Consider the following 19,770-nt stretch of genomic DNA (forward strand, 5'->3'; position numbering starts at 1 on the left):
CAACGGTCTTGTCGTTCAAAGTGCTGGATGGGTGAGCCCCATGGCCAGCCGGTCGTTCCTCGTCGCCCTCGCGAGTATCGCCTATTGCTGGCCAGTTTTTACGTAATCGGCCAGAACGGCATTGATCCGGCTTTGCCAGCCAGGCCCCGTCTTGCGGAAGTGCTCGATCACGTCCTTGTCCAGCCGAAGGCCCACACGCTCTTTCACGGGTGCTTTTTGCGGGCCTCGTTGGCCACGGCTGCGCTCTAAAGCCTGGGCGATGTCAGCGAAGCTTCCCTGCATCGGCTGGGCATCCGACAGATCTTCTGCCGTCACTTCGCGCACCTCGCCCTCCGCATCAGTGAGCGGCGGACGGATCTCGTTTTGCATCGGAAAAGATTTTCTGCTCTCGCTCATTGGCCTTCCTCAGAGAGATGATCCGCATCTTGCTGCCGCGCATGGTCCAGCACATCACGTGCAGGCGTTCGCGGATTTTGCCCAGGGATACGAAACGATGTTCGCCGTAGTCTTCGCGTGAATCCATGACGGTCAAGGCCGCTGCAGGATCCATCAAAGCGGCGCGTCCGCAAAGTCGATCCGACGCTCACGCAGCGTCTTCTGGCGTTTCTCTTCATCCCATTCGAGATCCATCTCTACCACAACTCTTTATTTGTGGGCACAAATAAATTGGATGCTGCTGGACCTCTGCCAATGGGCTGGAGCGAAAGCAGCTGTCTTTACTGGCTCAGCCCCCCGAACAGCGTCGGCATATCCAGCGGGCGGAAGCCGTAGTGGCTGAGCCAGCGGGCATCCGCATTGAAGAAGTCGCGCAGATCCGGCATGCCGTATTTCAGCATGGCGATGCGGTCGAGGCCCATGCCCCAGGCGAAGCCCTGGTAGACATCCGGGTCCAGCCCGCCGGCGCGCAGCACGTTCGGGTGGACCATGCCGCAGCCGAGGATCTCCATCCAGTCCTTGCCCTCGCCGAACTTGACGATCGGGCCGGAGGAGCGGTCGCACTGGATATCGACCTCGAAGGAGGGCTCGGTGAAGGGGAAGAAGGACGGCCGGAAGCGCATGGTGATGTCCTCCACCTCGAAGAAGGCCTTGCAGAATTCGGTCAGCACCCAGCGTAGATTGGCGACATTGGCCGTCTTGTCGACCACCAGGCCTTCCACCTGATGGAACATCGGCGAATGGGTGGCGTCCGAATCCTGGCGATAGGTCTTGCCGGGAATGATGATGCGGATCGGCGGCTCCTGCGCTTCCATGGTGCGCACCTGCACCGGCGAGGTATGCGTGCGCAGCACCTTCTGCTCATTGCCGTCGCCGCCGGCCTGCAGGAAGAAGGTGTCGTGCATTTCGCGCGCGGGATGGCCCTCGGGGAAGTTCAGGGCGGTGAAGTTGTAATAGTCGGTCTCGATATCGGGCCCTTCCGCAATGGAGAAGCCCATATCGGCGAAGATCGCGGTGATCTCGTCGACGATCTGGCTGATGGGGTGGATGCGGCCACGCTCGGCCGGGGACGAGCGCACCGGCAGCGTCACGTCGAGGGTTTCGCGCACCAGCCGCTCGGCGATGGCGGCATCCTTCAGCGCGGCCTTGCGCGTGGCGATGGCGTCGCTCACGCGCGTCTTCAGCGCATTGATCGCTGCGCCGCGCGTCTGCCGCTCTTCCGGCGACATGGTGCCCAGCGTTTTCAAAAGGTCGGAGACCGACCCCTTCTTGCCCAAGGCGCCGACGCGCACGGCTTCGATCGCCGCTTCGTCGGCGGCCGTCTCGATGTCGTTCAGCAGGGTGCTTTCCAGAAGCGCGAGATCGCTCATGAGGGGAACCTGTTCTGGCCGTTATGGCCGCAAGGGTGGTCTATCGGGGTGAGAAGGGCGGACCGAAGGAAATCGGTCGCCAGAATGAAGCGGGTGATATCGGCGCCCTGGCGGAGGCGATCGACCAGGCGGGCGAGCGGCAGGGCGCGGGCAAACATCGGCACGAGGCGGGCAAGCGCAGTCTCCGCGTCCTGCGGCCGGTGCTGCCGCCAGGCGCAGAGCGCCTGCCACCGTGTCTCCGGCAGGAGGGCACGGCTCGCCACCTGCAGGAACAGGAGCCAGAGATCGCGCGCCTGTGCCAGCGGCAGCGGCATGACGGCAACGGGATCCTCTTCGAAATCCATGAAGCCGAACCCCTCCGCGCCGAGCGAGAAATCGCGCGGATGCGGTCGCCCATGGCAGAGCCGCGCGCTATGAAGGCGCCCGAGTTCGCCAGCCGAGCGGACCAGAAGCGCGTCGTGACCCTGCGCATCGATCAGACGCAGGGCCTTCATCTGGCCGAGCACGTTCGGACCCAGATCCGACAGGACCAGCGCGGTCGGGCTGCGATAGAGCACCTCCGGCGTGCGGAAGCCGGCGCGCGTCAACCTGTCGATCTGGCGGATTTCCCGCGCGACCATCGCCTCGGCCGGAACGCGCGGGGAAGGGGCGAGCGCGCGGGCGGTCGGGCCGAGCCGCGCGGCGATGAGGCGCAGATGATGCCCACGCCAGGGCGCGCGCCGGCCATAGCGCTTGATCCAGATCGTCCGGTCGGACAGCGCCACGCGCTGGACGCGCCGGGACGAGCCGGCAAGCGCTGCCAGCATCGTCTCGACATCCGCATCCTTCAGCCCTTGGAGCATCTCCTGCCCGTCCTGCCGTGATCCAAGAAAAAACCCGCGCCGGCTCAGCGCCAGCGCGGGTTTCCCAAAAAGTGACGATAGCTTGGGAAGCGCTGGTCTTAGCGAACCGCGCTTTCAAACTCGTTGGCCGTGCCCGTGTCCTTGAGGTAGGCGAGCGCGGACTTGGCGGCTTCGACGAGCGCGCCGAAGGCAGCGGCTTCGTGGATGGCCATGTCAGAGAGAACCTTGCGGTCCACTTCGATGCCGGCCTTGTTCAGGCCGTCGATGAAGCGGCCATAGGTCAGGCCATGCTCGCGGACGGCGGCGTTGATGCGCTGGATCCACAGGGCGCGGAAATTGCGCTTCTTGGCGCGGCGGTCGCGCGTGGCGAACTGACGCGAACGATCGACGGCGGCCTTGGCGGCGCGGATGGTGTTCTTGCGACGGCCGTAAAAGCCCTTGGCGGCCTTCAGCGTCTTCTTGTGCTTGGCGTGGGCTGCAACGCCGCGTTTTACACGTGCCATGGAATGATCTCCTTAAAATCCAAAAAGCCTGAAGGTCTCAGAGACCGTTGGGCAGGTAGTTCTTGATGATCTTCTTGCCGTCAGCTTCGGCGAGAACCATCGTGCCGCGGGCGTCGCGGATGAACTTGTTGGACCGCTTGATCATGCCGTGGCGCTTGCCGGCGCCAGCTGCCAGAACCTTGCCGGTCGCGGTGATCTTGAACCGCTTCTTGGCCGAGGATTTCGTCTTCATCTTGGGCATTTTGCTACTCCATTCTTCTTCGTGTCGAACCGGTTGACGAGACCGGCTCCAGCGTAAAGAACGGCCACGGCATGCCCTGCCGGACCGTTCGGACGGCGGCTTGTAGCCGAAGCCGGGAGAAAGCGCAACCGGGTTCGGTGCGATTCCTTGCAGCCTTGGGCGCCAAGGCATGGCCCGACGGGGCCGCCGTCAAATCCGCCGAGGTCCTGCGAAAGTGCCGAGGTCCCGCACATGCGAAAGGCCGCCCGCAGCGCCGGTCGGGCTGCAAGCGGCCTTGCTGTTCTTCGTCGTTCCTGACATCGCCGGTCGACAGAGCGCACGCAATCTTGCGGCGCGGCTCTTGCCAAGAGGCTTCGTCCTTCTGAAGGCAAGCCTCTTGCGCGTGAGCCCTGCAGGTCGGCGGGGGCCGTGTCGCGATCAGCGCGGTGCGAGTACCATCATCATCTGCCGTCCCTCGAGCTTGGGCTCGGCTTCCACCTTGGCGATGGCGGTCGTGTCTTCCTTGACCTGCAGGAGAAGCTTCATGCCGAGTTCCTGGTGGGCCATTTCGCGGCCACGGAACTTCAGCGTCACCTTCACCTTGTCGCCCTCTTCGAAGAAGCGGTTCATCGCCCGCATCTTCACCTCATAATCATGGGTGTCGATGTTGGGACGCATCTTGATCTCTTTGATCTCGATGATCTTCTGCTTCTTGCGGGCTTCGGCGGCCTTTTTCTGGGTCGCGTATTTCAGCTTGCCGAGGTCGAGGATCTTGCACACCGGCGGTTCGGCGTTGGGCGAGATTTCGACGAGATCGAGACCGGCCTCTTCCGCAAGGCGGAGCGCCTGGTCGGTCGGAACGATGCCCTGGTTGCCGCCTTCGGCATCGATGAGCTGCACCCGGGGAACCCGGATTTCCTTGTTGGATCGGGGGCCGTCCTTGACCGGTGCGTCCGATTTAAAGGGTCTGCGAATGGTCGTATTCTCCTCGCATTGTTGAAGGATTTTGGTCGATCAGGGCATCGGCGTTTTCCGGTCCGTGAGGCCGTCACGCTGCCCGTTCAATCGTCAAGGCGCGTATATAGCATCTTCCGGGAGGAAAATCACCCTCTGTCACCGCGCTGTAATTCCGTTTAGATGGAAAAAACCTTACGAAAGGACCCCTCATCCCATGGCCGAGATCGCAGCGCCGCCCGTTTCCCGTGTCCTCGTCGGCGAGGGCGCCGAATCGCGCGAGATCGCCTATCGCTTCCTCCCCGCGACGGAGGCCGCCAATCCCCCCCCGGAAAAGCCCGCCATCGTCTGGCTTGGCGGCTATCGCTCGGACATGGAGGGCACCAAGGCGCTGGAGCTCGAAGGCTTCGCCCGGGCGAAGGGGCTTGCCTGCCTGCGCTTCGACTATTCCGGCCATGGCATCTCCGACGGCGCCTTTGCCGAGGGAACGATCTCGCGTTGGCGGGAGGAGGCCGAGGGCGTGATTGCCACGACCGGGATCGGCCGCATGATCCTGGTCGGCTCGTCGATGGGGGGCTGGATCGCCCTGCGCCTTGCCGAGGAACTTCGCCGCCACGGTCAGGCAGAGCGGCTGGCCGGCCTCGTGCTGATTGCCCCGGCGCCGGATTTTACCAGCGACCTGATCGAGCCGCAGCTCGGCGAAGCCGAACGCCGCGCGCTCGACGAGAAGGGCTATTTCGAGGAGCCCTCGGCTTACGGGGCGGACCCCTATATCTACACCCGCAAGCTGATGGAGGACGGCCGGGACAATCGCGTCCTGACCGGCACGATCGAAACCGGCTGCCCTGTTCATGTGCTCCAGGGCATGAAGGATCCGGATGTGCCCTATGCGCATGCGCTGAAGCTGATGGAGCATCTGGCCTGCGACGATGTGGTGATGACGCTGATCCGCGATGGCGACCATCGCCTGTCGCGCCCCGAGGATATCGAGCGCATCCTGGCCGCCGTTTCGGCCATGCTGACGGAGGCCTGAGCGGCCTCTTCTGCCTCTATAAGCTTGGACGCAGCCGCGGCGGCATCCGGCGGACCATGCTGGCTCCGGCTCTCCTGAGCCGGCTTCCCTTGCCGGCGCGCCTCTCGCCGCGCTGCCATAGAGCTTAACGGCCAGTGCTGCTTGCCGGCCGCAGGCCTGGCGATCCCTGGGGATAGGCTCTGCCACATTGTGGCGGCCGCGCCTGCGGAAAGCTGCCGAATTTTTCGAGAAAAACAATTTATATCAAAAAGATAGCTTCTTCTCATCTTTTATCAGAAGGCGCGAATCTGATGCGGTTTCGCCGCAAATCTTAACCATGTCTTAACGTGCCGCGCTGCCGCAATTGACTTGGGCTGCCCCTGCCGGTTAACGTTTTCTTAACGATTAGAACAGCGAGCGCATGAGGCGTCTCACCAGCTGTCGTCAATGTCACAGGCAAGCGGAGTGGTCCGCGCGGGGTTTTTCCGCGGGCGCTTCGCCACAGGGGACGCGCATGGCGCAGATCAAGGGGCTTTTCAGTGTGGCAGCGGCACTCGCCGCCCTCGTCCTGTCCGCAGGCGCGGCCATTCCGGCGCCGGCCAATGGCAGCTTGTGGATGCAGACCGGCAGCGTCACCTCCCAGCCCATCGGCCATTACGAATTCTGCCAGACGCATCAGAGCGAATGCTCGATCACCTCGCCCTCCTCGCCGCCGCCGCGCGTGACGGAATATGGCTGGAAGCTCATTCGCGAGATTAATTCCAGCGTCAACCATGCCATCACCCCGATGACCGACATGGAGCTTTATGGCCGCGAGGAGTTCTGGACCTATCCGACAACCGCCGGCGACTGTGAAGACTATGCGCTGCTGAAGCGCCGCGATCTGCTGGAGCGGGGCTTTTCGCCCGCCGACTTGCTGATGACGGTGGTGCGCAAGCCTGATGGCGAGGGTCATGCCGTCCTGACCGTGCGCACCGCGCAGGGCGACTTCATCCTCGACAACCTCGATGACGAGGTAAAGATCTGGACCAAGACGCCGTATCGCTATCTCAAGCGCCAGGCCTCGTTCAACACGGGCCGCTGGGTCACCATCGAGAATGGCGACGAAGTCATGGTCGGTTCGGTCGGCCGCTAAGCCGGCCAGCCCCTCTGCCGCACGGCAGATGTGAGTATTTCAAACGGACACTTCAAACGGACAAGGGCCGGCGGTTCAGCAACCGCCGGCCCTTTTTGCATTTCGTAAATGGGCCTGCCGCGCCGCTTGTCAGCCGCTGCCGATCAGGATGCCGGCCGCCAGAACCAGGCCGCCGCCGATAACCACCTGGAAGGCGGCGCGCAGGAACGGGGTTTCCATATAGCGGTTCTGGATGAAGGCGATCGCCCAGAGCTCGAAGAAGACGATGATGACGGCGGCGATCGTCGCGGTCCAGAAGTTCGGGATGAGGTAGGGCAGGGTGTGGCCCAGGCCGCCCAGCGCCGTCATGATGCCGCAGGCGAGCCCGCGCTTGAGCGGCGAGCCGCGCCCGGAAATCTTGCCGTCGTCATGGGCGGCTTCGGTGAAGCCCATGGAGATGCCGGCGCCGACGGAGGCGGAGAGGCCGACCAGGAAGGTCTGCCAGGTGTCCTGCGTGGCGAAGGCGGCGGCGAAGATCGGCGCCAGGGTGGAGACCGAGCCGTCCATCAGCCCGGCAAGACCCGGCTGCACATAGGTCAGCACGAACTGACGATGGGCCGTCTCTTGCTCCTCCTCCCGCACCTCTTCCGGGCGGTGGCGCTCGTCCAGCATGCGGGCGATGTCCTCGTGCCCCTGCTCGGCCAGAGCCAGATCGTGCAGCAGGGCCCGGGTGCCGGCATCGGATGTCTGCTTGGCCGCCTCGACATAGAAGCGATAGGCCTGCTGCTCCATCAGCTCCGCCTCGCGGCGGATGGCGTCGGGCGAAAGGTTCTTCTGCAGCCAGTCTGGCTTGCGCTCGAGAAAGCCGCGCACATGCTCGCGCCGGATCAGCGGAATGCGCTCGCCGAAGCGGCGGCGATGCATGTCGATCAGCATGTTCTTGTGGGTGTTCTCCACCTCGGCCATGTCCTCGAAGACCTTGGCCGAATGCGGATAGGCCGCGCGCAGCTGGTCGGCATAGGCAAGGTAGATGCGGGCGTCGTCCTCCTCGGAGGCGATGGCGAGCGCCAGCACTTCCTGTTCGCTCAAGGACGACAAGGGACGGCGGCGGGCGCCGGAGAAAAGCTGCGTCAGCATGACGGGGATCCGTTAGTTTAGAATAATTCTAATCTATATCGCGGTGCGAAAATGGCAAGGGCTTTCCTAGCTGGGGGTCTCGCGCCCATCTGCCGCTCGCCGTGCCGCCCGTCTGCCGCCCGAGGAAAAAGGAGCAGGATCGCAGGCGGAGGGAACAAAAAATCCACCCGGTCGTTACCAGCACAAGAACAACGCCGAGCAACCACTAGCCGGCGAAGTTTTAAAGTAGATCTTTTGAACCAAGGGAGACGATCATGGATGTAAATGGCGTTGGCTGGCTCGCAGCAATCATCATCGGCGGTCTCGCAGGCTGGATGGCGGAACAGTTCATGAAGTCCAATATGGGCCTGTTCATGAACATTATCCTGGGTATTCTGGGCGCTGTCGTCCTCAATGCTATCCTGTCCTTCGCCGGCCTCTCCTTCGCCGGTTGGCTCGCCTATCTCGTCATCGGCTTCATCGGCGCTTGCCTGCTGATCGCCGTGGGTCGAGCCGTCAGGCATTAACCGGCCGGTACATCGGGCCCGGTAAATCGGGATTGAAACGAAAGCCGCCTCGAACAAAGGCGGCTTTCGTCCGTTTGGAGCCTATGCGGGCCGCGTTGCACAGGCGCTTCGACGCTGGGCTCGATGACCATCACGAGATTTGAAGAGGAGATGGCGATGCTGACACATGATGCCGAAGGCAATGGCAAGGGTATCCTTGAAATCAACGGCCAGTCGCAGCCCGTATCATATGAGGTGATCATGGCGCGCGACGAGGACGAAACGCGCAGCGTGCGCATCCGCCTGATGGCGCCGCGCGACTGGCTGATGAAGCAGGGCTTTTCCGGCGAGGCGACGCTGGTGCGCGACAATGGTTCGCGCGTGAAGGTCAGCCATGAAGGCGGCGTGGGTGTAGAGGATCCGATTGCGGTCGCGCTCGAAGGCTATGAGGCGCTGAAGGGCGGCGAGGGCGAGGCCGCCGAGGCCTATCCCGAGCTGTCGTCTCACTGAGCTACGGCTTGCCAGAGAGGTGAGCTACGGCTTGCCAGAGAGAGCGAAACAGCGAGAACAAGAAAAGGGCGCGGCCTTGCGGCAGCGCCCTTTCGTTCGTCAATTTTTCAGCTGCAGACCATCAGTCCTTGGCGCGCTCGACATAGGAGCCGTCTTCGGTGGCGATGATCACACGCGTGCCGGCGGTGATGTGCGGCGGCACCAGCGTGCGCACGCCGTTCGACAGCATGGCCGGCTTGTAGGACGAAGACGCCGTCTGGCCCTTGGTGACCGGCTCGGTCTCGGTGATTTCGAGCGTGACATGGCGCGGCAGTTCGATGGCGATCGCCACCCCTTCGTGAGTCGACAGGGTGCAGACCATGCCTTCCTGCAGATAGGCCTTCTGGTCGCCGATATCGTCGGAGCTCATGACCAGCTGGTCGTAGCTTTCCGGGTTCATGAAGTGGAAGCCTTCGCCATCTTCATAAAGGAAGGTGTGCGGACGGTCTTCGACGAAGGCGCGCTCGACCTGTTCGGTGGTGCGGTAGCGCTCGGACACCTTCACGCCGTCGGAGATGCGGCGCATATCGACCTGCGTGACCGGGGTGCCTTTGCCCGGGTGAAAGTTCTGCGCCGTCAGCACCACATAGAGCTTGCCGTCGACATCGAGGACGTTCCCCTTGCGCACGGAGGAGGCGATGACCTTGACCATAAGTCTTCCTTGTTCAGAATTGTCGTGTTCGCGAATACTTGTCTCTGGCGGCCCGACCGTCTAGGAAGCGGCCGACAGGGCCGACGGGACGGCGCGGGCGCCTTGCCCGGGCGTTCGGGCCCAGGGTTTCGGGCCGCACCTACCCCATCTCAAGCAAAAAGGCCAGCTGTCTCGCGGCGAAAGCGGGGTCTGGCCGCAGGAAGATGGGCCGATCCGCCCGTATGAGATCCGAAAGCCGGCAAAAAAGCGCTGTCAGACGCCCGGTGGTCAGGGCCTCGCCCCCCTTGCGTGCGGGGCGCGATGCCGGTGAAGGAGTTGAACGATCATGGCCGCAATCTCGCCCTGGTGGAGCCGCGACCGGCATGCCGACCGCCGGCCTTTCCTGATGGCGCGCGGCCGCATCCAGGCGGCACTGCGCGGCTTCTTCGCACGCCAGGATTTCGTCGAGGTCGATCCCGCCGCGCTCCAGATCTCTCCCGGCAACGAGGCCCATCTGCACGCCTTTTCCACCCGCGCCATCGGTCCGGATGGCCAAGGCCATCCCATGCATTTCCACACCTCGCCGGAATTTGCCTGCAAGAAGCTGCTGGCTGCCGGCGAGACGAAGATCTCCTGCTTCGCCCATGTCTGGCGCAACCGCGAGCGCGGGCCGCTGCACCATCCCGAATTCACCATGCTGGAATGGTATCGCGTCGGCGAGGCCTATGATCAGCTGATGGCCGACTGCGCCCGGCTGCTGGCGCTAGCCGCCGAGGCCGCCGGCAACGAGATGCTGCGCTGGCGCGGCGCAGAATGCGACCCCTTCGCCGACCCGGAACGCTTAAGCGTCGCGGAAGCCTTCGCGCGCTATGCCGGGATCGATCTGCTGGCCACCGTCTCCCCCACGGGGGAGACCGACCGCGAGGCGCTGTCGCGCGCCCTGCAGGCGGCCGGGCTGCGCGTGGCGCCGGACGATCTCTGGGCGGATCTGTTCAGCCGGGTGCTGGTGGAGCGGATCGAGCCGCGGCTCGGCTTCGGCCGTGCGACGATTCTTTATGGCTATCCCGTGTCGGAAGCCGCGCTCGCCCGGCGCAGCGCCGGCGATCCGCGCACGGCCGAGCGCTTCGAGCTCTATGCCTGCGGTGTCGAACTGGCCAATGCCTTTGGCGAGCTGACCGACCCCGCCGAGCAGCGCCGCCGCTTCCTGATCGAGATGGCCGAGAAGCAGCGCATCTATGGCGAGACCTACCCGATCGACGAGGATTTCCTCAAGGCTTTGGAGCGCATGCCAGAGGCGAGCGGCGCCGCGCTGGGCTTCGACCGGCTGGTGATGCTGGCCTCGGGCGCGCGGCGGATCGAGGAGGTGCTCTGGGCGCCTGTCGCCGATCCGGCGGACCAGCCTGACCAGCCGGAGCTTGCCCCCTGATGGCCGCCGCGACGCTGACCACGCTCACCGCGCTGACACAGGCCGGCCTTGTGCCGGAGGCCGACCACGCCGCGCTCGCCCCCGTCACGGCCCGCTATGCGCTGGCCGTCAGCCCCGACATCGCCGCGCTGATCGATCCCTCAGACCCCGAGGACCCTATCGCCCGCCAGTTCATTCCGCAGGCGGCGGAACTGGACACACTCCCCGAGGAGCGCGCCGATCCGATCGGCGACCATGCTCATTCGCCCGTCGAAGGCATCGTCCATCGCTATCCCGACCGGGTGCTCCTGAAAGCGGTGCATGTCTGCCCGGTCTATTGCCGCTTCTGCTTCCGCCGGGAAATGGTCGGCCCCGGCGGAGAAGGAACGCTGTCGGGTGCCGCGCTCGAAGCCGCCTTCGCCTATATCGCCGATCACACGGAGATCTGGGAAGTCATCCTCACGGGTGGCGATCCCTTCGTGCTGTCGCCCCGCCGCCTCGCCGATCTCATGCGCCGGCTGGCAGCCATCGAGCACGTCAAGATCGTGCGCTTCCACACCCGCGTGCCGGTGGTCGAGCCCGCCCGCATCGATGCCGCCCTGATCGCGGCGCTGAAGGAAAGCGGCAAGACCGTCTATGTCGCACTGCATGCCAACCATCCGCGCGAATTGACGCCTCAGGCGCGCGCGGCCCTTGCGCGCCTTGCCGAGGGCGGCCTCACGCTGGTCAGCCAGTCCGTCCTGCTGAAGGGCGTCAATGACGATCCGGAGGTGCTGGCGGCGCTGATGCGCGGCTTCGTCGAGGCCCGGGTCACGCCCTATTACCTCCACCATCCCGATCTCGCGTCGGGCACCAGCCATTTCCGCCTGACGATCGAGGAGGGCCAGGCGCTGGTCGCCGCCTTGCGCGGCCGCATTTCAGGCCTCTGCCAGCCGACCTATGTGCTGGATATCCCCGGCGGCCACGGCAAGGCGGTGATCGCCGCGTCTTCCGTTCAGCCGGATGGGGAGGGCGGCATGCTGGTGCGCGATTTTCGCGGGCAGGTCCATGCCTATCCGCCGAAAGGTGCGTGAGGCGCGCACGAAAAAACCGGCCCTTTCGAGCCGGTTTTCGCACGTGTGACCGATGGCCTTCGCCTGATCAGTTTTCCTGGATCGGCGCGATGGAGATTTCTACGCGGCGGTTCTGGGCGCGGCCGGCTTCGGTGGCGTTGGAGGCGATGGGGCGCTCCTGGCCGTAGCCGATGGCCGACATGCGGCGCTGGTCGACGCCCTGGCTGGCCAGGTAATTGGCGACCGAGGCGGCGCGGCGTTCCGACAAGCCCTGATTATAGGCGGGATTGCCCACGGAGTCCGTGTGGCCGTCGACGTCGATCAGGGTCTTGTTGAACTTGTTCAGAACGATCGCGACCGAGTTCAGCGTGGCGTAGAAGCCCGGATTGACCTGATCCTGGTCGGTGGCGAAGGTGACGTTGGACGGCATGTTCAGGACGATGCGGTCGCCGACGCGGGTCACGGACACGCCGGTGCCCTGCAACTGCGCGCGCAGCTCCGACTCCTGGTTGTCCATGTACTTGCCGATCAGGCCGCCGCCGAGCGCGCCGATGCCGGCGCCGATCAGGGCGCCATTGCGCCGGCCGCGCGCATCCTTGCCGATCAGAAGGCCGGTGGCAGCGCCCAGGCCCGCGCCGATCAGCGCGCCGCCGGCCGTGTTCGACATCTTCTGTTCGCCCGTATAGGGATCGACAGTCGTGCAGCCGGAAAGATAGACGGCCGCAACGGCCAGGATGGCAATTCTCTTCATCATCGAATCAAGGGTCCCCCGATGGATACATGGCCGTTCATAGCATCGATTGCGGCGGGAAGATGAACCCTGCACGATGGCGTGATCATGGCGTGACGGAAAATTCCTTCGGGCCGCGTCTTTTGCGCGATGTGCGATCGATCGCCGCGCGCCGGCAAGCGGATCAGAGCGCCTTGTAGAAAATGGTCGTGTCGCAGAAGCGCCCATCGGGCCAGAGCGCGTAATTCGGCACCACGCCGCTCTTCCTCCAGCCGAGCTTCTCATAAAGTGTCTCCGCTGGGCTGCCCGTCGCCGTGTCGAGCACCAGCAGGCTCTTGCCCGCATCGCGCGCCCGCGCTTCCGCCGCCGCCAGAAGCCGGCGGGCGAGGCAGGCGCCACGGGCTGAACGGTGAACGAGCAGCTTCTTGAGATCCGCGCGATGCGGCTGGTTGGGCGGCTGCTTCAGGCCGAGCTGCACCGTGCCGACCATATGGCCCGCCCACTCCACGCCGAGAAGAACGATGGCACCGGCGTCAACGCCGGCAGCGACCTCCCGCCAATAGGCTTCGGCTTCCGCCTGCGAGAAGCCGGCCATGAAGCCGACGGAGGCGCCGCCGTCGATGCAATCGAGCAGGATCCCGGCAAGATCGGGAAGGGCGGCCAGCGCCTCCTTTGCGGACAAGTGGGTGAGCCGCTCGGCGGCCCCAAGGTCTTTGGAAGGCGCAGTGGACGGCGCGGCCGAGGAGGGCGAGGATGGCATGAAGGCCTCTTGAGAAAAGGGGGAGATGGTCAGGTTTCGTGCCGGTGCAGGATCACCGCATAGCGCGCCGGCTCGGCATGAGGGTTTTCAAAGATCTGGCCGTCGCTCAGCCGCATGAACAGGCAATCGCCCGCCTGCAGCGCATGCGTGGTCTCACCCGATGTCAGCCGCATCGCCCCTTCGAGGATCCAGACATGCTGGCTGACGCCGCTGTCGAACACATGGGGATCAAACACCACGCGTCCGCCGGGCGGAAACTCCACCTCGATCACATCGACGGGCGAGCCCGTGCGCTCCGGCGAGACCGAGCGGCGGCGATAGCCTGTGGCCGGATCGCGCCAGACGCGCTGGCGGTCGCGCCGCGACAGCGGATCCTCCTGCGTTTCCTCCTCCGCGAAGAAGCGCGACAGGGTGGTGTCGAGCGCGGCGCAGAGGCGGTTGAGCAGCTGCGCCGTCGGGCTCGCCTCGCCGCGCTCGATGCGCGAGATCATGGCGCGGGAAACGCCGGCGCGCTCGGCCAGCGCGTCCAGCGTCAGCCGCTGCGCCTGGCGCAGCGCCTTCAGCCGCTCGCCCAAGCGGCTGTCGATGCTGTCTTCAAAGGTGTCCTTGCCCAATTCCATGATAAGAGAATAAATTCTCTTTTGGTGGAGTCAAGCGGATCGCTGCGGGATTCCTGCCGCGGCATCGGGCGGGGACAGGGCGAAGAAGCCCGGAAGCCCGGCATTTCCCGCTTTGCGCCCGGGATATGCGCTGCTATATGCCGCCCCCATGAGCACCACGACGCGCACGCCCCTCGACCATATCCGCAATTTTTCCATCGTCGCCCATATCGACCATGGCAAATCGACCCTTGCCGACCGGCTGATCCAGACGACAGGCGGATTGGCCGAGCGCGAGATGAGCGAGCAGGTGCTCGACAGCATGGATATCGAGCGCGAGCGCGGCATCACCATCAAGGCCCAGACCGTGCGCCTGCACTACAAGGCGAACAACGGCGAGACCTATGTTCTGAACCTGATCGACACCCCAGGCCATGTCGACTTCGCCTATGAAGTCTCGCGCTCGCTCTCGGCCTGCGAAGGCTCGCTGCTGGTGGTCGATGCCAGCCAGGGCGTGGAAGCGCAGACGCTGGCCAATGTCTATCAGGCGATGGACAACAATCACGAGCTCGTCACCGTTCTCAACAAGATCGACCTGCCGGCCGCCGAGCCTGACCGGATCAAGCAGCAGATCGAGGAAGTGATCGGCATCGACGCCTCCGACGCGGTTCTGATCTCGGCCAAGACGGGCCTCGGCATTCCCGACGTGCTCGAAGCCATCGTCAATCGCCTGCCGGCGCCCAAGAGCGACGGCGGCGAAGCCGCGCCGCTGAAGGCACTGCTGGTCGACAGCTGGTACGACACCTATCTCGGCGTCATGGTTCTCGTGCGCATCATCGAGGGGCGGCTTTCCAAGGGCCAGACCATCCGCATGATGGGCACCGATGCCCGCTACACGATCGAGCGCGTCGGCGTGCTCACCCCGAAGATGGTGGCCATGGACAGCCTCGGCCCGGGCGAGATCGGCTTCATCACCGCCTCGATCAAGGAGGTGGCCGACACCCGTGTGGGCGACACCATCACCGACGACAAGCGGCCGACGGCCGCAGCCCTTCCGGGCTTCAAGCCGGCCCAGCCCGTGGTCTTCTGCGGCCTCTTCCCCGTCGATGCCGCCGACTTCGAAGAGCTGCGCTCGGCCATGGGCAAGCTGCGCCTCAACGATGCTTCCTTCTCCTTTGAAATGGAAAGCTCGGCCGCGCTCGGCTTTGGCTTCCGCTGCGGCTTCCTCGGCCTCCTGCACCTGGAAATCATCCAGGAGCGCCTGAGCCGTGAGTTCGACCTTGACCTGATCGCAACCGCACCTTCGGTCGTCTATCAGCTGACAATGACCGACGGCACGGAGAAGGAGCTGCACAATCCGGCCGACATGCCCGATGTCGTCAAGATCAGCGAGTTCCGCGAGCCCTGGATCAAGGCGACGATCCTGACCCCGGACGAATATCTCGGCGGCATCCTCAAGCTCTGCCAGGACCGCCGCGGTATCCAGACCGAGCTGACCTATGTCGGCAGCCGCGCCATGCTGACCTATGACCTGCCGCTGAACGAAGTGGTGTTCGACTTCTACGACCGGCTGAAGTCGATCTCGAAGGGCTATGCCTCCTTCGACTACAATCTCTCGGACTATCGCGAGAGCGACCTGGTCAAGCTGTCGATCCTCGTCAATGGCGAGCCCGTCGATGCCCTGTCGATGCTGGTCCACCGCTCCGCCGCCGACCGGCGCGGCCGCACCATGTGCGAGAAGCTGAAGGACCTGATCCCGCAGCACATGTTCCAGATCCCGATCCAGGCCGCCATCGGCGGCAAGGTGATCGCCCGCGAGACCGTGCGCGCGCTGCGCAAGGACGTGACCGCCAAATGCTATGGCGGCGACGCCACCCGCAAGCGCAAGCTTCTGGAAAAGCAGAAGGAAGGCAAGAAGCGCATGCGCCAGTTCGGCAAGGTGGAAATTCCGCAGGAAGCCTTCATCGCTGCGCTGAAGATGGGCGACGAATAGGAAGCTCTCAGCTTCTTCTTGATCTTGTCGCCTGATTTCGTCAGGCTTGTCCCCGAGGCCGGCAGGGCATCCGCGTCCTGCCGCTTCTCCGGGAGGTTGCCATGCACAAGTTCAAGATCGTCAAGGCGGCGAACGGCCAGTTTCGCGTGCAGTTCGCCTATAATGCCGAGGTCATGGTCTGGTCGGAAAACTATGCGTCCAAGGCCAGCGCGAAGAACTGCATCGAATCGCTGAAGAAGAATGTGCCCGATGCCGCCGTCGTCGACCTCACGCGCGAGGAGACGGGCTCAGGCTACCGCTTCGAGATCGCCGACAGCAAGGACCAGTTCATCGTCCGCTTCCGGGCCTCCAATGGCGAGGTGATGGTGCAGTCGGAACGCTATGCGTCCAAGGCCAGCGCCAAGAACTGCATCGAATCGCTGAAGAAGAACGCGCCCGAGGCGCCTGTCGACGACGAGACGGTCGCGGCCTGACGCGCCGGTCTTTCCGGGCCGTCAGGATCGGTTTATCATGTGCAATGCCCGATAAGGCCGGCCTCGCCTTGAAGCCCGGCCTTATCGCCGTTCGCTCTGGGAGATCCCGCATGACCCAAGCCATCAGAACCGCCGATCTCGCTCTGGACGAGCGCCTCCTGGCAGAAGCCGAGGCGCTGAAGATCGACGTGCCCCGCGCGGCCGCCGAGGGTGTCGCCCAGGCCGTGAAGGCGGAGAAGGAGCGTCTCTGGCGGATCGAGAATGCTGAGGCGATTGCTGCATGCAACGACTATGTCGCCAAACATGGCCTGCCACTGGCGCGGTATCGCCAATTCTAAAGTCAACCGGGTCAGCGCTATTCGACCGCTTTGCCTATTGTGGCCGGTGAAGGGGTGCTTTGGCTGGAGGTGTTCCGATGGCGCGGTTCGATGTCTATCAGATGAAGGCAGACGGCGCACTTGTGGTCGACGTTCAATCCTCTCTTCTTGATGGCCTGGATACGCGTGTTGTCGTTCCTCTCCTGCCGCTGGGAGCGTTGGCATATCCCATCGCGCGTCTCAATCCGATGATCACGGTCGATGGAACGTCCTACCTGATGGCCACGCAATTCATCGGAACGGTGCCAGAGCGCGCCGTCAGCGCGACGATCGCCAATTTGAAGCAGCGGGGTGACGACATCACCGCCGCCCTTGACTTCCTCTTTCAGGGCTTCTGATCCGGATTGCGCGAACGATTGCCGGCTATTGATCGTCCGCGCAGGGCCAGCCGCCCGGAGCAGTCAGGCCCGTTGGCAGCTTTGTCTTGGCGTCGCCGCAAGCGAGATCGACCTGTTCCTGTGTCAGGCCCTTCGCCTGGGACAGGTCCAGCCCCTCGATGCGGGTGAGGTAGAGGAAGGCCTGGTCGAAGCCGAGCTGGCCGGCGAGCTTGGCGCCGGTCAGCCGCGCGCGCGACAGGTTCGACAGGGCAAAACGGGTGTCGTTCAGCGTCGCGCCGGAGAAGTCGACGCGCGAGAGTTCCGCCTTCTCGAAATTCGCGCCCGTCAGATTGGCGCCGGCGAACTCGGCGCGCTGCAGTTCCGCGCCGGAGAAGTTCGCACCATTTGCCCTGATGCCGGAAAAATTCGAGCGATAGGCTTCGATGCGAGCGAAGTCCGCCCCTTGCGCCGTCGAGCCGGCGACGGAGGTGCGGATCATCCGCGCCTTCTCGAAACGGGCGCCATTGAGGTTGGAGCCGCTGAGATCGGTGGCGTTGAGATCGCTCTCGCTCAGGTTCGCGCCGTCGAGCGTGCTGGAGGACAGGAGGATGCGCGGCTTGTTGCAGCCGCTCCAGTCGATGCCGGAGGCGGGCGAGGCGCTGCAATCGGCGGCGGGGGCAGGGCCGGCAAGGCCGAGCGCCGCCGCTGCCGCGAGCATGGCCAAGAGCTGTCGCACAGGATCTGCCGGTGCCTTTTCAAAGGGCATTGCCGTTTCAGCCGTCATGTCCCGTATCTCCTCCCGACAGGCGCGCGTCGCACCTAATCTCAAACCCTCCGGCACCGCAAGCCGCGCGGGAGTCGGCATAGCGCAACCGGCCAGAGCCTTCCGGAGTTTCGGATGAAATCATGGCCATGGGAAGACATGGGGCGCATCCTGGGGCGCGCATTGGCCGCGCCCCGGCTTAATCCAGTGGCTTTTCGGGCCAATGCTCAGGGACATACGGGTCGCCTTCTTTCACGGTGTGTAGCGGGGCGGCCCGCCGATCGCCGCATCCGGAAGCCTGCATTTGCGGGCTTTTGGCCGGTCATGCCTTGACCTTTCAGCGTGAAACAGGCATTGCACCGCCTCAATCGCGCCTTGAGGGCGCTGGATAACGGAACAATCATGAGCAAACCGACCTCCTCGGCTCCCTCGCAGCGCATGCTGCGGGTCGGCGAGCAAGTCCGCGCTGCCATCACTCAGGTGCTGCAGCGTGGCGAGGTGCGCGACCCGGTGATCGAGACGACAGTGATTTCCATTTCGGAAGTCCGCATGTCGCCGGACCTGAAGATCGCCACCGCCTATGTTACGCCGCTCGGCGTGGCCGACCACAGCGAAACGATCGAAGCGCTGAACCGCAACGCCAAGTTCATTCGCGGGCGCCTCGGCCCGCAGCTGCGGCAGATGAAGTATATGCCGGAAGTCCGCTTCCGCGACGATACCAGCTTCGACAATTACAAGAAGATCGACGAGCTCCTGCGCTCGCCCGATGTCGTGCGCGATCTCGATCACGACGAGGATTAGGGCATCGGACCGAAAAGTGGGAACCGGTTTTCGGATAATCCGATGCAAAGACAAAGATCTGGAGCATCGGACCGAAAAGTGGGAACCGGTTTTCAGTTCGCCGCTCCGAAACCTGACCGTAGAAGACGGGACAGGGTGTCGCTGTTTGTTTGCGGCATGACCGCCGGGTTCAGGCGGCTGCAGGGCGTTGTCGCCTGAGGGCGATCCGTGCCGAGATGAGAAGACCCGCGTGCCGATGCCGAAGAGCTTGGCCGGGCTTTGCCAGGATGGAATGAAGAAGACGATGGGAAAACCGCGCAAACCCAAGGGCCGTCCGGTCTCCGGCTGGCTGATCCTCGACAAGCCGATCGATTTCGGCTCGACCGAGGCCGTGTCGAAGATCAAGTGGCTGTTCAAGGCGCAGAAGGCCGGCCATGCGGGCACGCTGGATCCGCTGGCCTCCGGCATGCTGCCGATCGCGCTCGGTGATGCCACCAAGACCGTGCCTTACGTGATGGACGGCCGCAAGATCTATGAATTCTCCGTGGCCTGGGGCGAGGAGCGCACAACGGACGATCTGGAGGGCGAGGTCAGCCAGCGTTCCGACAACCGTCCGTCGGAAGAGGCGATCCGCGCGCTGCTGCCGAATTATACCGGCGTGATCTCGCAGATCCCGCCGCAATTCTCAGCCATCAAGATCGATGGCGAGCGCGCCTATGATCTTGCCCGCGAAGGCGAGACGGTCGAGATTCCCGCCCGCGAGGTCGAGGTGTTCCGCCTGACGCTGCTCGGCTGCCTGCCCAATCTCGCCCATTTCGAGATCGAGTGCGGCAAGGGCACCTATGTCCGCTCGATCGCCCGCGATCTCGGCCGCGATCTCGGCTGTTATGGCCATATCGCTTCGCTGCGCCGCAGCTTCGTCGCGCCCTTTGCCGAGGACAGCATGGTGCCGCTCGCCGAACTGGTGGCGCTCGAAAAGATCGAGGACGAGGCCGAGCGCCTGGCGGCGCTCGACGCTTTCCTGATCGACACCAGCGAGGCGCTGGCGAGCCTGCCGCATCTGCCCGTCAATGACGACCAGGCCCACCGCCTGCGCATGGGCAATCCGATCATCGTGCGCGGGCGCGATGCGCCGGTGGCCGAGCCGGAAGCCTATGCGACGGCGCGCGGCAGACTGGTGGCGATCGGCGAAATCGCCGAGGGCGAATTCCGCCCCAAGCGGGTCTTCACGGAAAACTAGCATCGGACCGAAAAGTGGAACCCGGTTTT

25 protein-coding genes are annotated in these 19,770 nt (G+C 64.3%); 12 read left to right on the top strand and 13 right to left on the bottom strand.

Annotated features, from left to right (window positions below):
* Positions 1-81: 81 nt before the first annotated feature.
* The 7 genes from BJF92_RS23655 to infC all read right to left on the bottom strand — a co-directional run bounded on the left by BJF92_RS23655 (position 82) and on the right by infC (position 4,345).
* Positions 82-396, bottom strand: coding sequence for a BrnA antitoxin family protein (locus tag BJF92_RS23655; RefSeq protein WP_198931585.1), 315 nt, complete (start codon positions 394-396; stop codon positions 82-84).
* Positions 338-523, bottom strand: a complete 186-nt coding sequence (locus tag BJF92_RS23660; RefSeq protein WP_245294881.1) for a BrnT family toxin — start codon at positions 521-523, stop codon at positions 338-340. Before BJF92_RS23660 ends, BJF92_RS23655 begins: the two co-directional genes overlap by 59 nt.
* A gap of 193 nt (positions 524-716) precedes the next feature.
* On the bottom strand, positions 717-1,805 hold the full coding sequence (gene pheS / locus BJF92_RS23665) for a phenylalanine--tRNA ligase subunit alpha (RefSeq protein ID WP_075637218.1): 1,089 nt from the start codon (positions 1,803-1,805) through the stop codon (positions 717-719).
* Positions 1,802-2,647, bottom strand: coding sequence for a BUD32 family EKC/KEOPS complex subunit (locus tag BJF92_RS23670; protein WP_075637219.1), 846 nt, complete (start codon positions 2,645-2,647; stop codon positions 1,802-1,804). The genes pheS and BJF92_RS23670 overlap by 4 nt, the downstream gene beginning before the upstream one ends.
* Before the next feature lie 98 nt (positions 2,648-2,745).
* Entirely contained in the window at positions 2,746-3,150 is a 405-nt protein-coding gene (rplT, locus tag BJF92_RS23675) for a 50S ribosomal protein L20 (RefSeq protein ID WP_075637220.1), read from the bottom strand.
* 37 nt (positions 3,151-3,187) lie between these two features.
* Positions 3,188-3,391 carry a 50S ribosomal protein L35 gene (rpmI, locus tag BJF92_RS23680; RefSeq protein WP_075637221.1) on the bottom strand — a complete coding sequence of 68 codons (204 nt, stop codon included), beginning with the start codon at positions 3,389-3,391 and terminating at the stop codon, positions 3,188-3,190.
* 417 nt (positions 3,392-3,808) lie between these two features.
* Positions 3,809-4,345 carry a translation initiation factor IF-3 gene (gene infC, locus BJF92_RS23685; RefSeq protein ID WP_075637222.1) on the bottom strand — a complete coding sequence of 179 codons (537 nt, stop codon included), beginning with the start codon at positions 4,343-4,345 and terminating at the stop codon, positions 3,809-3,811.
* A 196-nt stretch (positions 4,346-4,541) separates the two neighbouring features.
* Here infC and BJF92_RS23690 point away from each other — a divergent pair, with 196 nt between their 5' ends.
* Both BJF92_RS23690 and BJF92_RS23695 read left to right on the top strand, forming a co-directional pair.
* Positions 4,542-5,357 carry an alpha/beta hydrolase gene (locus tag BJF92_RS23690; RefSeq protein ID WP_075637223.1) on the top strand — a complete coding sequence of 272 codons (816 nt, stop codon included), beginning with the start codon at positions 4,542-4,544 and terminating at the stop codon, positions 5,355-5,357.
* Positions 5,358-5,850: 493 nt separating this feature from the next.
* Positions 5,851-6,471 carry a transglutaminase-like cysteine peptidase gene (locus BJF92_RS23695; protein ID WP_075637224.1) on the top strand — a complete coding sequence of 207 codons (621 nt, stop codon included), beginning with the start codon at positions 5,851-5,853 and terminating at the stop codon, positions 6,469-6,471.
* Positions 6,472-6,600: 129 nt separating this feature from the next.
* On the opposite strand, the gene mbfA is transcribed toward BJF92_RS23695, so the two are convergent.
* A complete protein-coding gene (gene mbfA / locus BJF92_RS23700) occupies positions 6,601-7,587 on the bottom strand; it encodes an iron exporter MbfA (protein WP_075637225.1) in 987 nt (328 codons plus the stop codon).
* A gap of 254 nt (positions 7,588-7,841) precedes the next feature.
* On the opposite strand from mbfA, the gene BJF92_RS23705 reads away from it, so the two are divergent.
* Positions 7,842-8,093, top strand: coding sequence for a GlsB/YeaQ/YmgE family stress response membrane protein (locus BJF92_RS23705; protein ID WP_075637226.1), 252 nt, complete (start codon positions 7,842-7,844; stop codon positions 8,091-8,093).
* A 156-nt stretch (positions 8,094-8,249) separates the two neighbouring features.
* The gene (locus BJF92_RS23710) at positions 8,250-8,582 is read left to right on the top strand and encodes a hypothetical protein (RefSeq protein ID WP_143524186.1); all 333 of its coding nucleotides are present in this window, start codon (positions 8,250-8,252) and stop codon (positions 8,580-8,582) included.
* A 121-nt stretch (positions 8,583-8,703) separates the two neighbouring features.
* On the opposite strand, the gene efp is transcribed toward BJF92_RS23710, so the two are convergent.
* The gene (gene efp / locus BJF92_RS23715) at positions 8,704-9,273 is read right to left on the bottom strand and encodes an elongation factor P (protein WP_075637228.1); all 570 of its coding nucleotides are present in this window, start codon (positions 9,271-9,273) and stop codon (positions 8,704-8,706) included.
* Positions 9,274-9,598: 325 nt separating this feature from the next.
* On the opposite strand from efp, the gene epmA reads away from it, so the two are divergent.
* Both epmA and BJF92_RS23725 read left to right on the top strand, forming a co-directional pair.
* Positions 9,599-10,678, top strand: a complete 1,080-nt coding sequence (gene epmA / locus BJF92_RS23720; protein ID WP_075637229.1) for an EF-P lysine aminoacylase EpmA — start codon at positions 9,599-9,601, stop codon at positions 10,676-10,678.
* Positions 10,678-11,730, top strand: coding sequence for a lysine-2,3-aminomutase-like protein (locus BJF92_RS23725; protein WP_075637230.1), 1,053 nt, complete (start codon positions 10,678-10,680; stop codon positions 11,728-11,730). Before epmA ends, BJF92_RS23725 begins: the two co-directional genes overlap by 1 nt.
* 67 nt (positions 11,731-11,797) lie before the next feature.
* Here the strand turns inward: BJF92_RS23725 and BJF92_RS23730 are convergent, their stop codons facing one another.
* The 3 genes from BJF92_RS23730 to BJF92_RS23740 all read right to left on the bottom strand — a co-directional run bounded on the left by BJF92_RS23730 (position 11,798) and on the right by BJF92_RS23740 (position 13,819).
* Positions 11,798-12,463, bottom strand: a complete 666-nt coding sequence (locus tag BJF92_RS23730) for a YiaD family glycine zipper/OmpA-like lipoprotein (RefSeq protein ID WP_075637231.1) — start codon at positions 12,461-12,463, stop codon at positions 11,798-11,800.
* 160 nt (positions 12,464-12,623) lie between these two features.
* A complete protein-coding gene (locus tag BJF92_RS23735) occupies positions 12,624-13,199 on the bottom strand; it encodes a GNAT family N-acetyltransferase (protein WP_078058359.1) in 576 nt (191 codons plus the stop codon).
* 29 nt (positions 13,200-13,228) lie between these two features.
* The gene (locus tag BJF92_RS23740; RefSeq protein WP_075637233.1) at positions 13,229-13,819 is read right to left on the bottom strand and encodes a helix-turn-helix domain-containing protein; all 591 of its coding nucleotides are present in this window, start codon (positions 13,817-13,819) and stop codon (positions 13,229-13,231) included.
* A 148-nt stretch (positions 13,820-13,967) separates the two neighbouring features.
* Here BJF92_RS23740 and lepA point away from each other — a divergent pair, with 148 nt between their 5' ends.
* The 4 genes from lepA (at position 13,968) to BJF92_RS23760 (ending at position 16,979) form a co-directional block, all read left to right on the top strand.
* On the top strand, positions 13,968-15,791 hold the full coding sequence (gene lepA, locus BJF92_RS23745) for a translation elongation factor 4 (RefSeq protein ID WP_075637280.1): 1,824 nt from the start codon (positions 13,968-13,970) through the stop codon (positions 15,789-15,791).
* 101 nt (positions 15,792-15,892) lie between these two features.
* Positions 15,893-16,264 carry a YegP family protein gene (locus BJF92_RS26495; RefSeq protein ID WP_075637234.1) on the top strand — a complete coding sequence of 124 codons (372 nt, stop codon included), beginning with the start codon at positions 15,893-15,895 and terminating at the stop codon, positions 16,262-16,264.
* A 110-nt stretch (positions 16,265-16,374) separates the two neighbouring features.
* Positions 16,375-16,602 (top strand): type II toxin-antitoxin system CcdA family antitoxin, encoded by a 228-nt coding sequence (locus BJF92_RS23755; RefSeq protein WP_075637281.1) that lies wholly within the window; start codon positions 16,375-16,377, stop codon positions 16,600-16,602.
* Positions 16,603-16,679: 77 nt separating this feature from the next.
* Positions 16,680-16,979: a CcdB family protein gene (locus BJF92_RS23760; RefSeq protein ID WP_075637235.1), complete on the top strand. Its 300-nt coding sequence runs from the start codon at positions 16,680-16,682 to the stop codon at positions 16,977-16,979.
* Between the two features lie 25 nt (positions 16,980-17,004).
* On the opposite strand, the gene BJF92_RS23765 is transcribed toward BJF92_RS23760, so the two are convergent.
* On the bottom strand, positions 17,005-17,742 hold the full coding sequence (locus tag BJF92_RS23765; protein ID WP_245294879.1) for a pentapeptide repeat-containing protein: 738 nt from the start codon (positions 17,740-17,742) through the stop codon (positions 17,005-17,007).
* Positions 17,743-18,123: 381 nt separating this feature from the next.
* Here BJF92_RS23765 and rbfA point away from each other — a divergent pair, with 381 nt between their 5' ends.
* Positions 18,124-18,522, top strand: a complete 399-nt coding sequence (rbfA, locus tag BJF92_RS23770; RefSeq protein WP_075637236.1) for a 30S ribosome-binding factor RbfA — start codon at positions 18,124-18,126, stop codon at positions 18,520-18,522.
* Positions 18,523-18,805: 283 nt separating this feature from the next.
* Positions 18,806-19,741 carry a tRNA pseudouridine(55) synthase TruB gene (gene truB / locus BJF92_RS23775; RefSeq protein WP_075637283.1) on the top strand — a complete coding sequence of 312 codons (936 nt, stop codon included), beginning with the start codon at positions 18,806-18,808 and terminating at the stop codon, positions 19,739-19,741.
* Positions 19,742-19,770: the final 29 nt, after the last annotated feature.

Source organism: Xaviernesmea rhizosphaerae (assembly GCF_001938945.1).
Taxonomy (GTDB): domain Bacteria; phylum Pseudomonadota; class Alphaproteobacteria; order Rhizobiales; family Rhizobiaceae; genus Xaviernesmea; species Xaviernesmea rhizosphaerae.

Excerpts from the sequence above, each read along its gene's own strand:
- BJF92_RS23760 (WP_075637235.1), top strand. The coding sequence starts at position 16,680 with ATGGCGCGGTTCGATGTCTATCAGATGAAGGCAGACGGCGCACTTGTG.
- BJF92_RS23725 (WP_075637230.1), top strand. The coding sequence starts at position 10,678 with ATGGCCGCCGCGACGCTGACCACGCTCACCGCGCTGACACAGGCCGGC.
- BJF92_RS23655 (WP_198931585.1), bottom strand. The coding sequence starts at position 396 with ATGAGCGAGAGCAGAAAATCTTTTCCGATGCAAAACGAGATCCGTCCG.
- BJF92_RS23660 (WP_245294881.1), bottom strand. The coding sequence starts at position 523 with ATGGATTCACGCGAAGACTACGGCGAACATCGTTTCGTATCCCTGGGC.
- rbfA (WP_075637236.1), top strand. The coding sequence starts at position 18,124 with ATGAGCAAACCGACCTCCTCGGCTCCCTCGCAGCGCATGCTGCGGGTC.
- BJF92_RS23755 (WP_075637281.1), top strand. The coding sequence starts at position 16,375 with ATGACCCAAGCCATCAGAACCGCCGATCTCGCTCTGGACGAGCGCCTC.
- rpmI (WP_075637221.1), bottom strand. The coding sequence starts at position 3,391 with ATGCCCAAGATGAAGACGAAATCCTCGGCCAAGAAGCGGTTCAAGATC.
- BJF92_RS23690 (WP_075637223.1), top strand. The coding sequence starts at position 4,542 with ATGGCCGAGATCGCAGCGCCGCCCGTTTCCCGTGTCCTCGTCGGCGAG.
- mbfA (WP_075637225.1), bottom strand. The coding sequence starts at position 7,587 with ATGCTGACGCAGCTTTTCTCCGGCGCCCGCCGCCGTCCCTTGTCGTCC.
- truB (WP_075637283.1), top strand. The coding sequence starts at position 18,806 with ATGGGAAAACCGCGCAAACCCAAGGGCCGTCCGGTCTCCGGCTGGCTG.
- lepA (WP_075637280.1), top strand. The coding sequence starts at position 13,968 with ATGAGCACCACGACGCGCACGCCCCTCGACCATATCCGCAATTTTTCC.
- BJF92_RS23670 (WP_075637219.1), bottom strand. The coding sequence starts at position 2,647 with ATGCTCCAAGGGCTGAAGGATGCGGATGTCGAGACGATGCTGGCAGCG.
- BJF92_RS23740 (WP_075637233.1), bottom strand. The coding sequence starts at position 13,819 with ATGGAATTGGGCAAGGACACCTTTGAAGACAGCATCGACAGCCGCTTG.
- BJF92_RS23730 (WP_075637231.1), bottom strand. The coding sequence starts at position 12,463 with ATGATGAAGAGAATTGCCATCCTGGCCGTTGCGGCCGTCTATCTTTCC.
- pheS (WP_075637218.1), bottom strand. The coding sequence starts at position 1,805 with ATGAGCGATCTCGCGCTTCTGGAAAGCACCCTGCTGAACGACATCGAG.
- BJF92_RS23710 (WP_143524186.1), top strand. The coding sequence starts at position 8,250 with ATGCTGACACATGATGCCGAAGGCAATGGCAAGGGTATCCTTGAAATC.
- rplT (WP_075637220.1), bottom strand. The coding sequence starts at position 3,150 with ATGGCACGTGTAAAACGCGGCGTTGCAGCCCACGCCAAGCACAAGAAG.
- efp (WP_075637228.1), bottom strand. The coding sequence starts at position 9,273 with ATGGTCAAGGTCATCGCCTCCTCCGTGCGCAAGGGGAACGTCCTCGAT.
- BJF92_RS23695 (WP_075637224.1), top strand. The coding sequence starts at position 5,851 with ATGGCGCAGATCAAGGGGCTTTTCAGTGTGGCAGCGGCACTCGCCGCC.
- BJF92_RS26495 (WP_075637234.1), top strand. The coding sequence starts at position 15,893 with ATGCACAAGTTCAAGATCGTCAAGGCGGCGAACGGCCAGTTTCGCGTG.
- BJF92_RS23705 (WP_075637226.1), top strand. The coding sequence starts at position 7,842 with ATGGATGTAAATGGCGTTGGCTGGCTCGCAGCAATCATCATCGGCGGT.
- BJF92_RS23735 (WP_078058359.1), bottom strand. The coding sequence starts at position 13,199 with ATGCCATCCTCGCCCTCCTCGGCCGCGCCGTCCACTGCGCCTTCCAAA.
- epmA (WP_075637229.1), top strand. The coding sequence starts at position 9,599 with ATGGCCGCAATCTCGCCCTGGTGGAGCCGCGACCGGCATGCCGACCGC.
- BJF92_RS23765 (WP_245294879.1), bottom strand. The coding sequence starts at position 17,742 with ATGACGGCTGAAACGGCAATGCCCTTTGAAAAGGCACCGGCAGATCCT.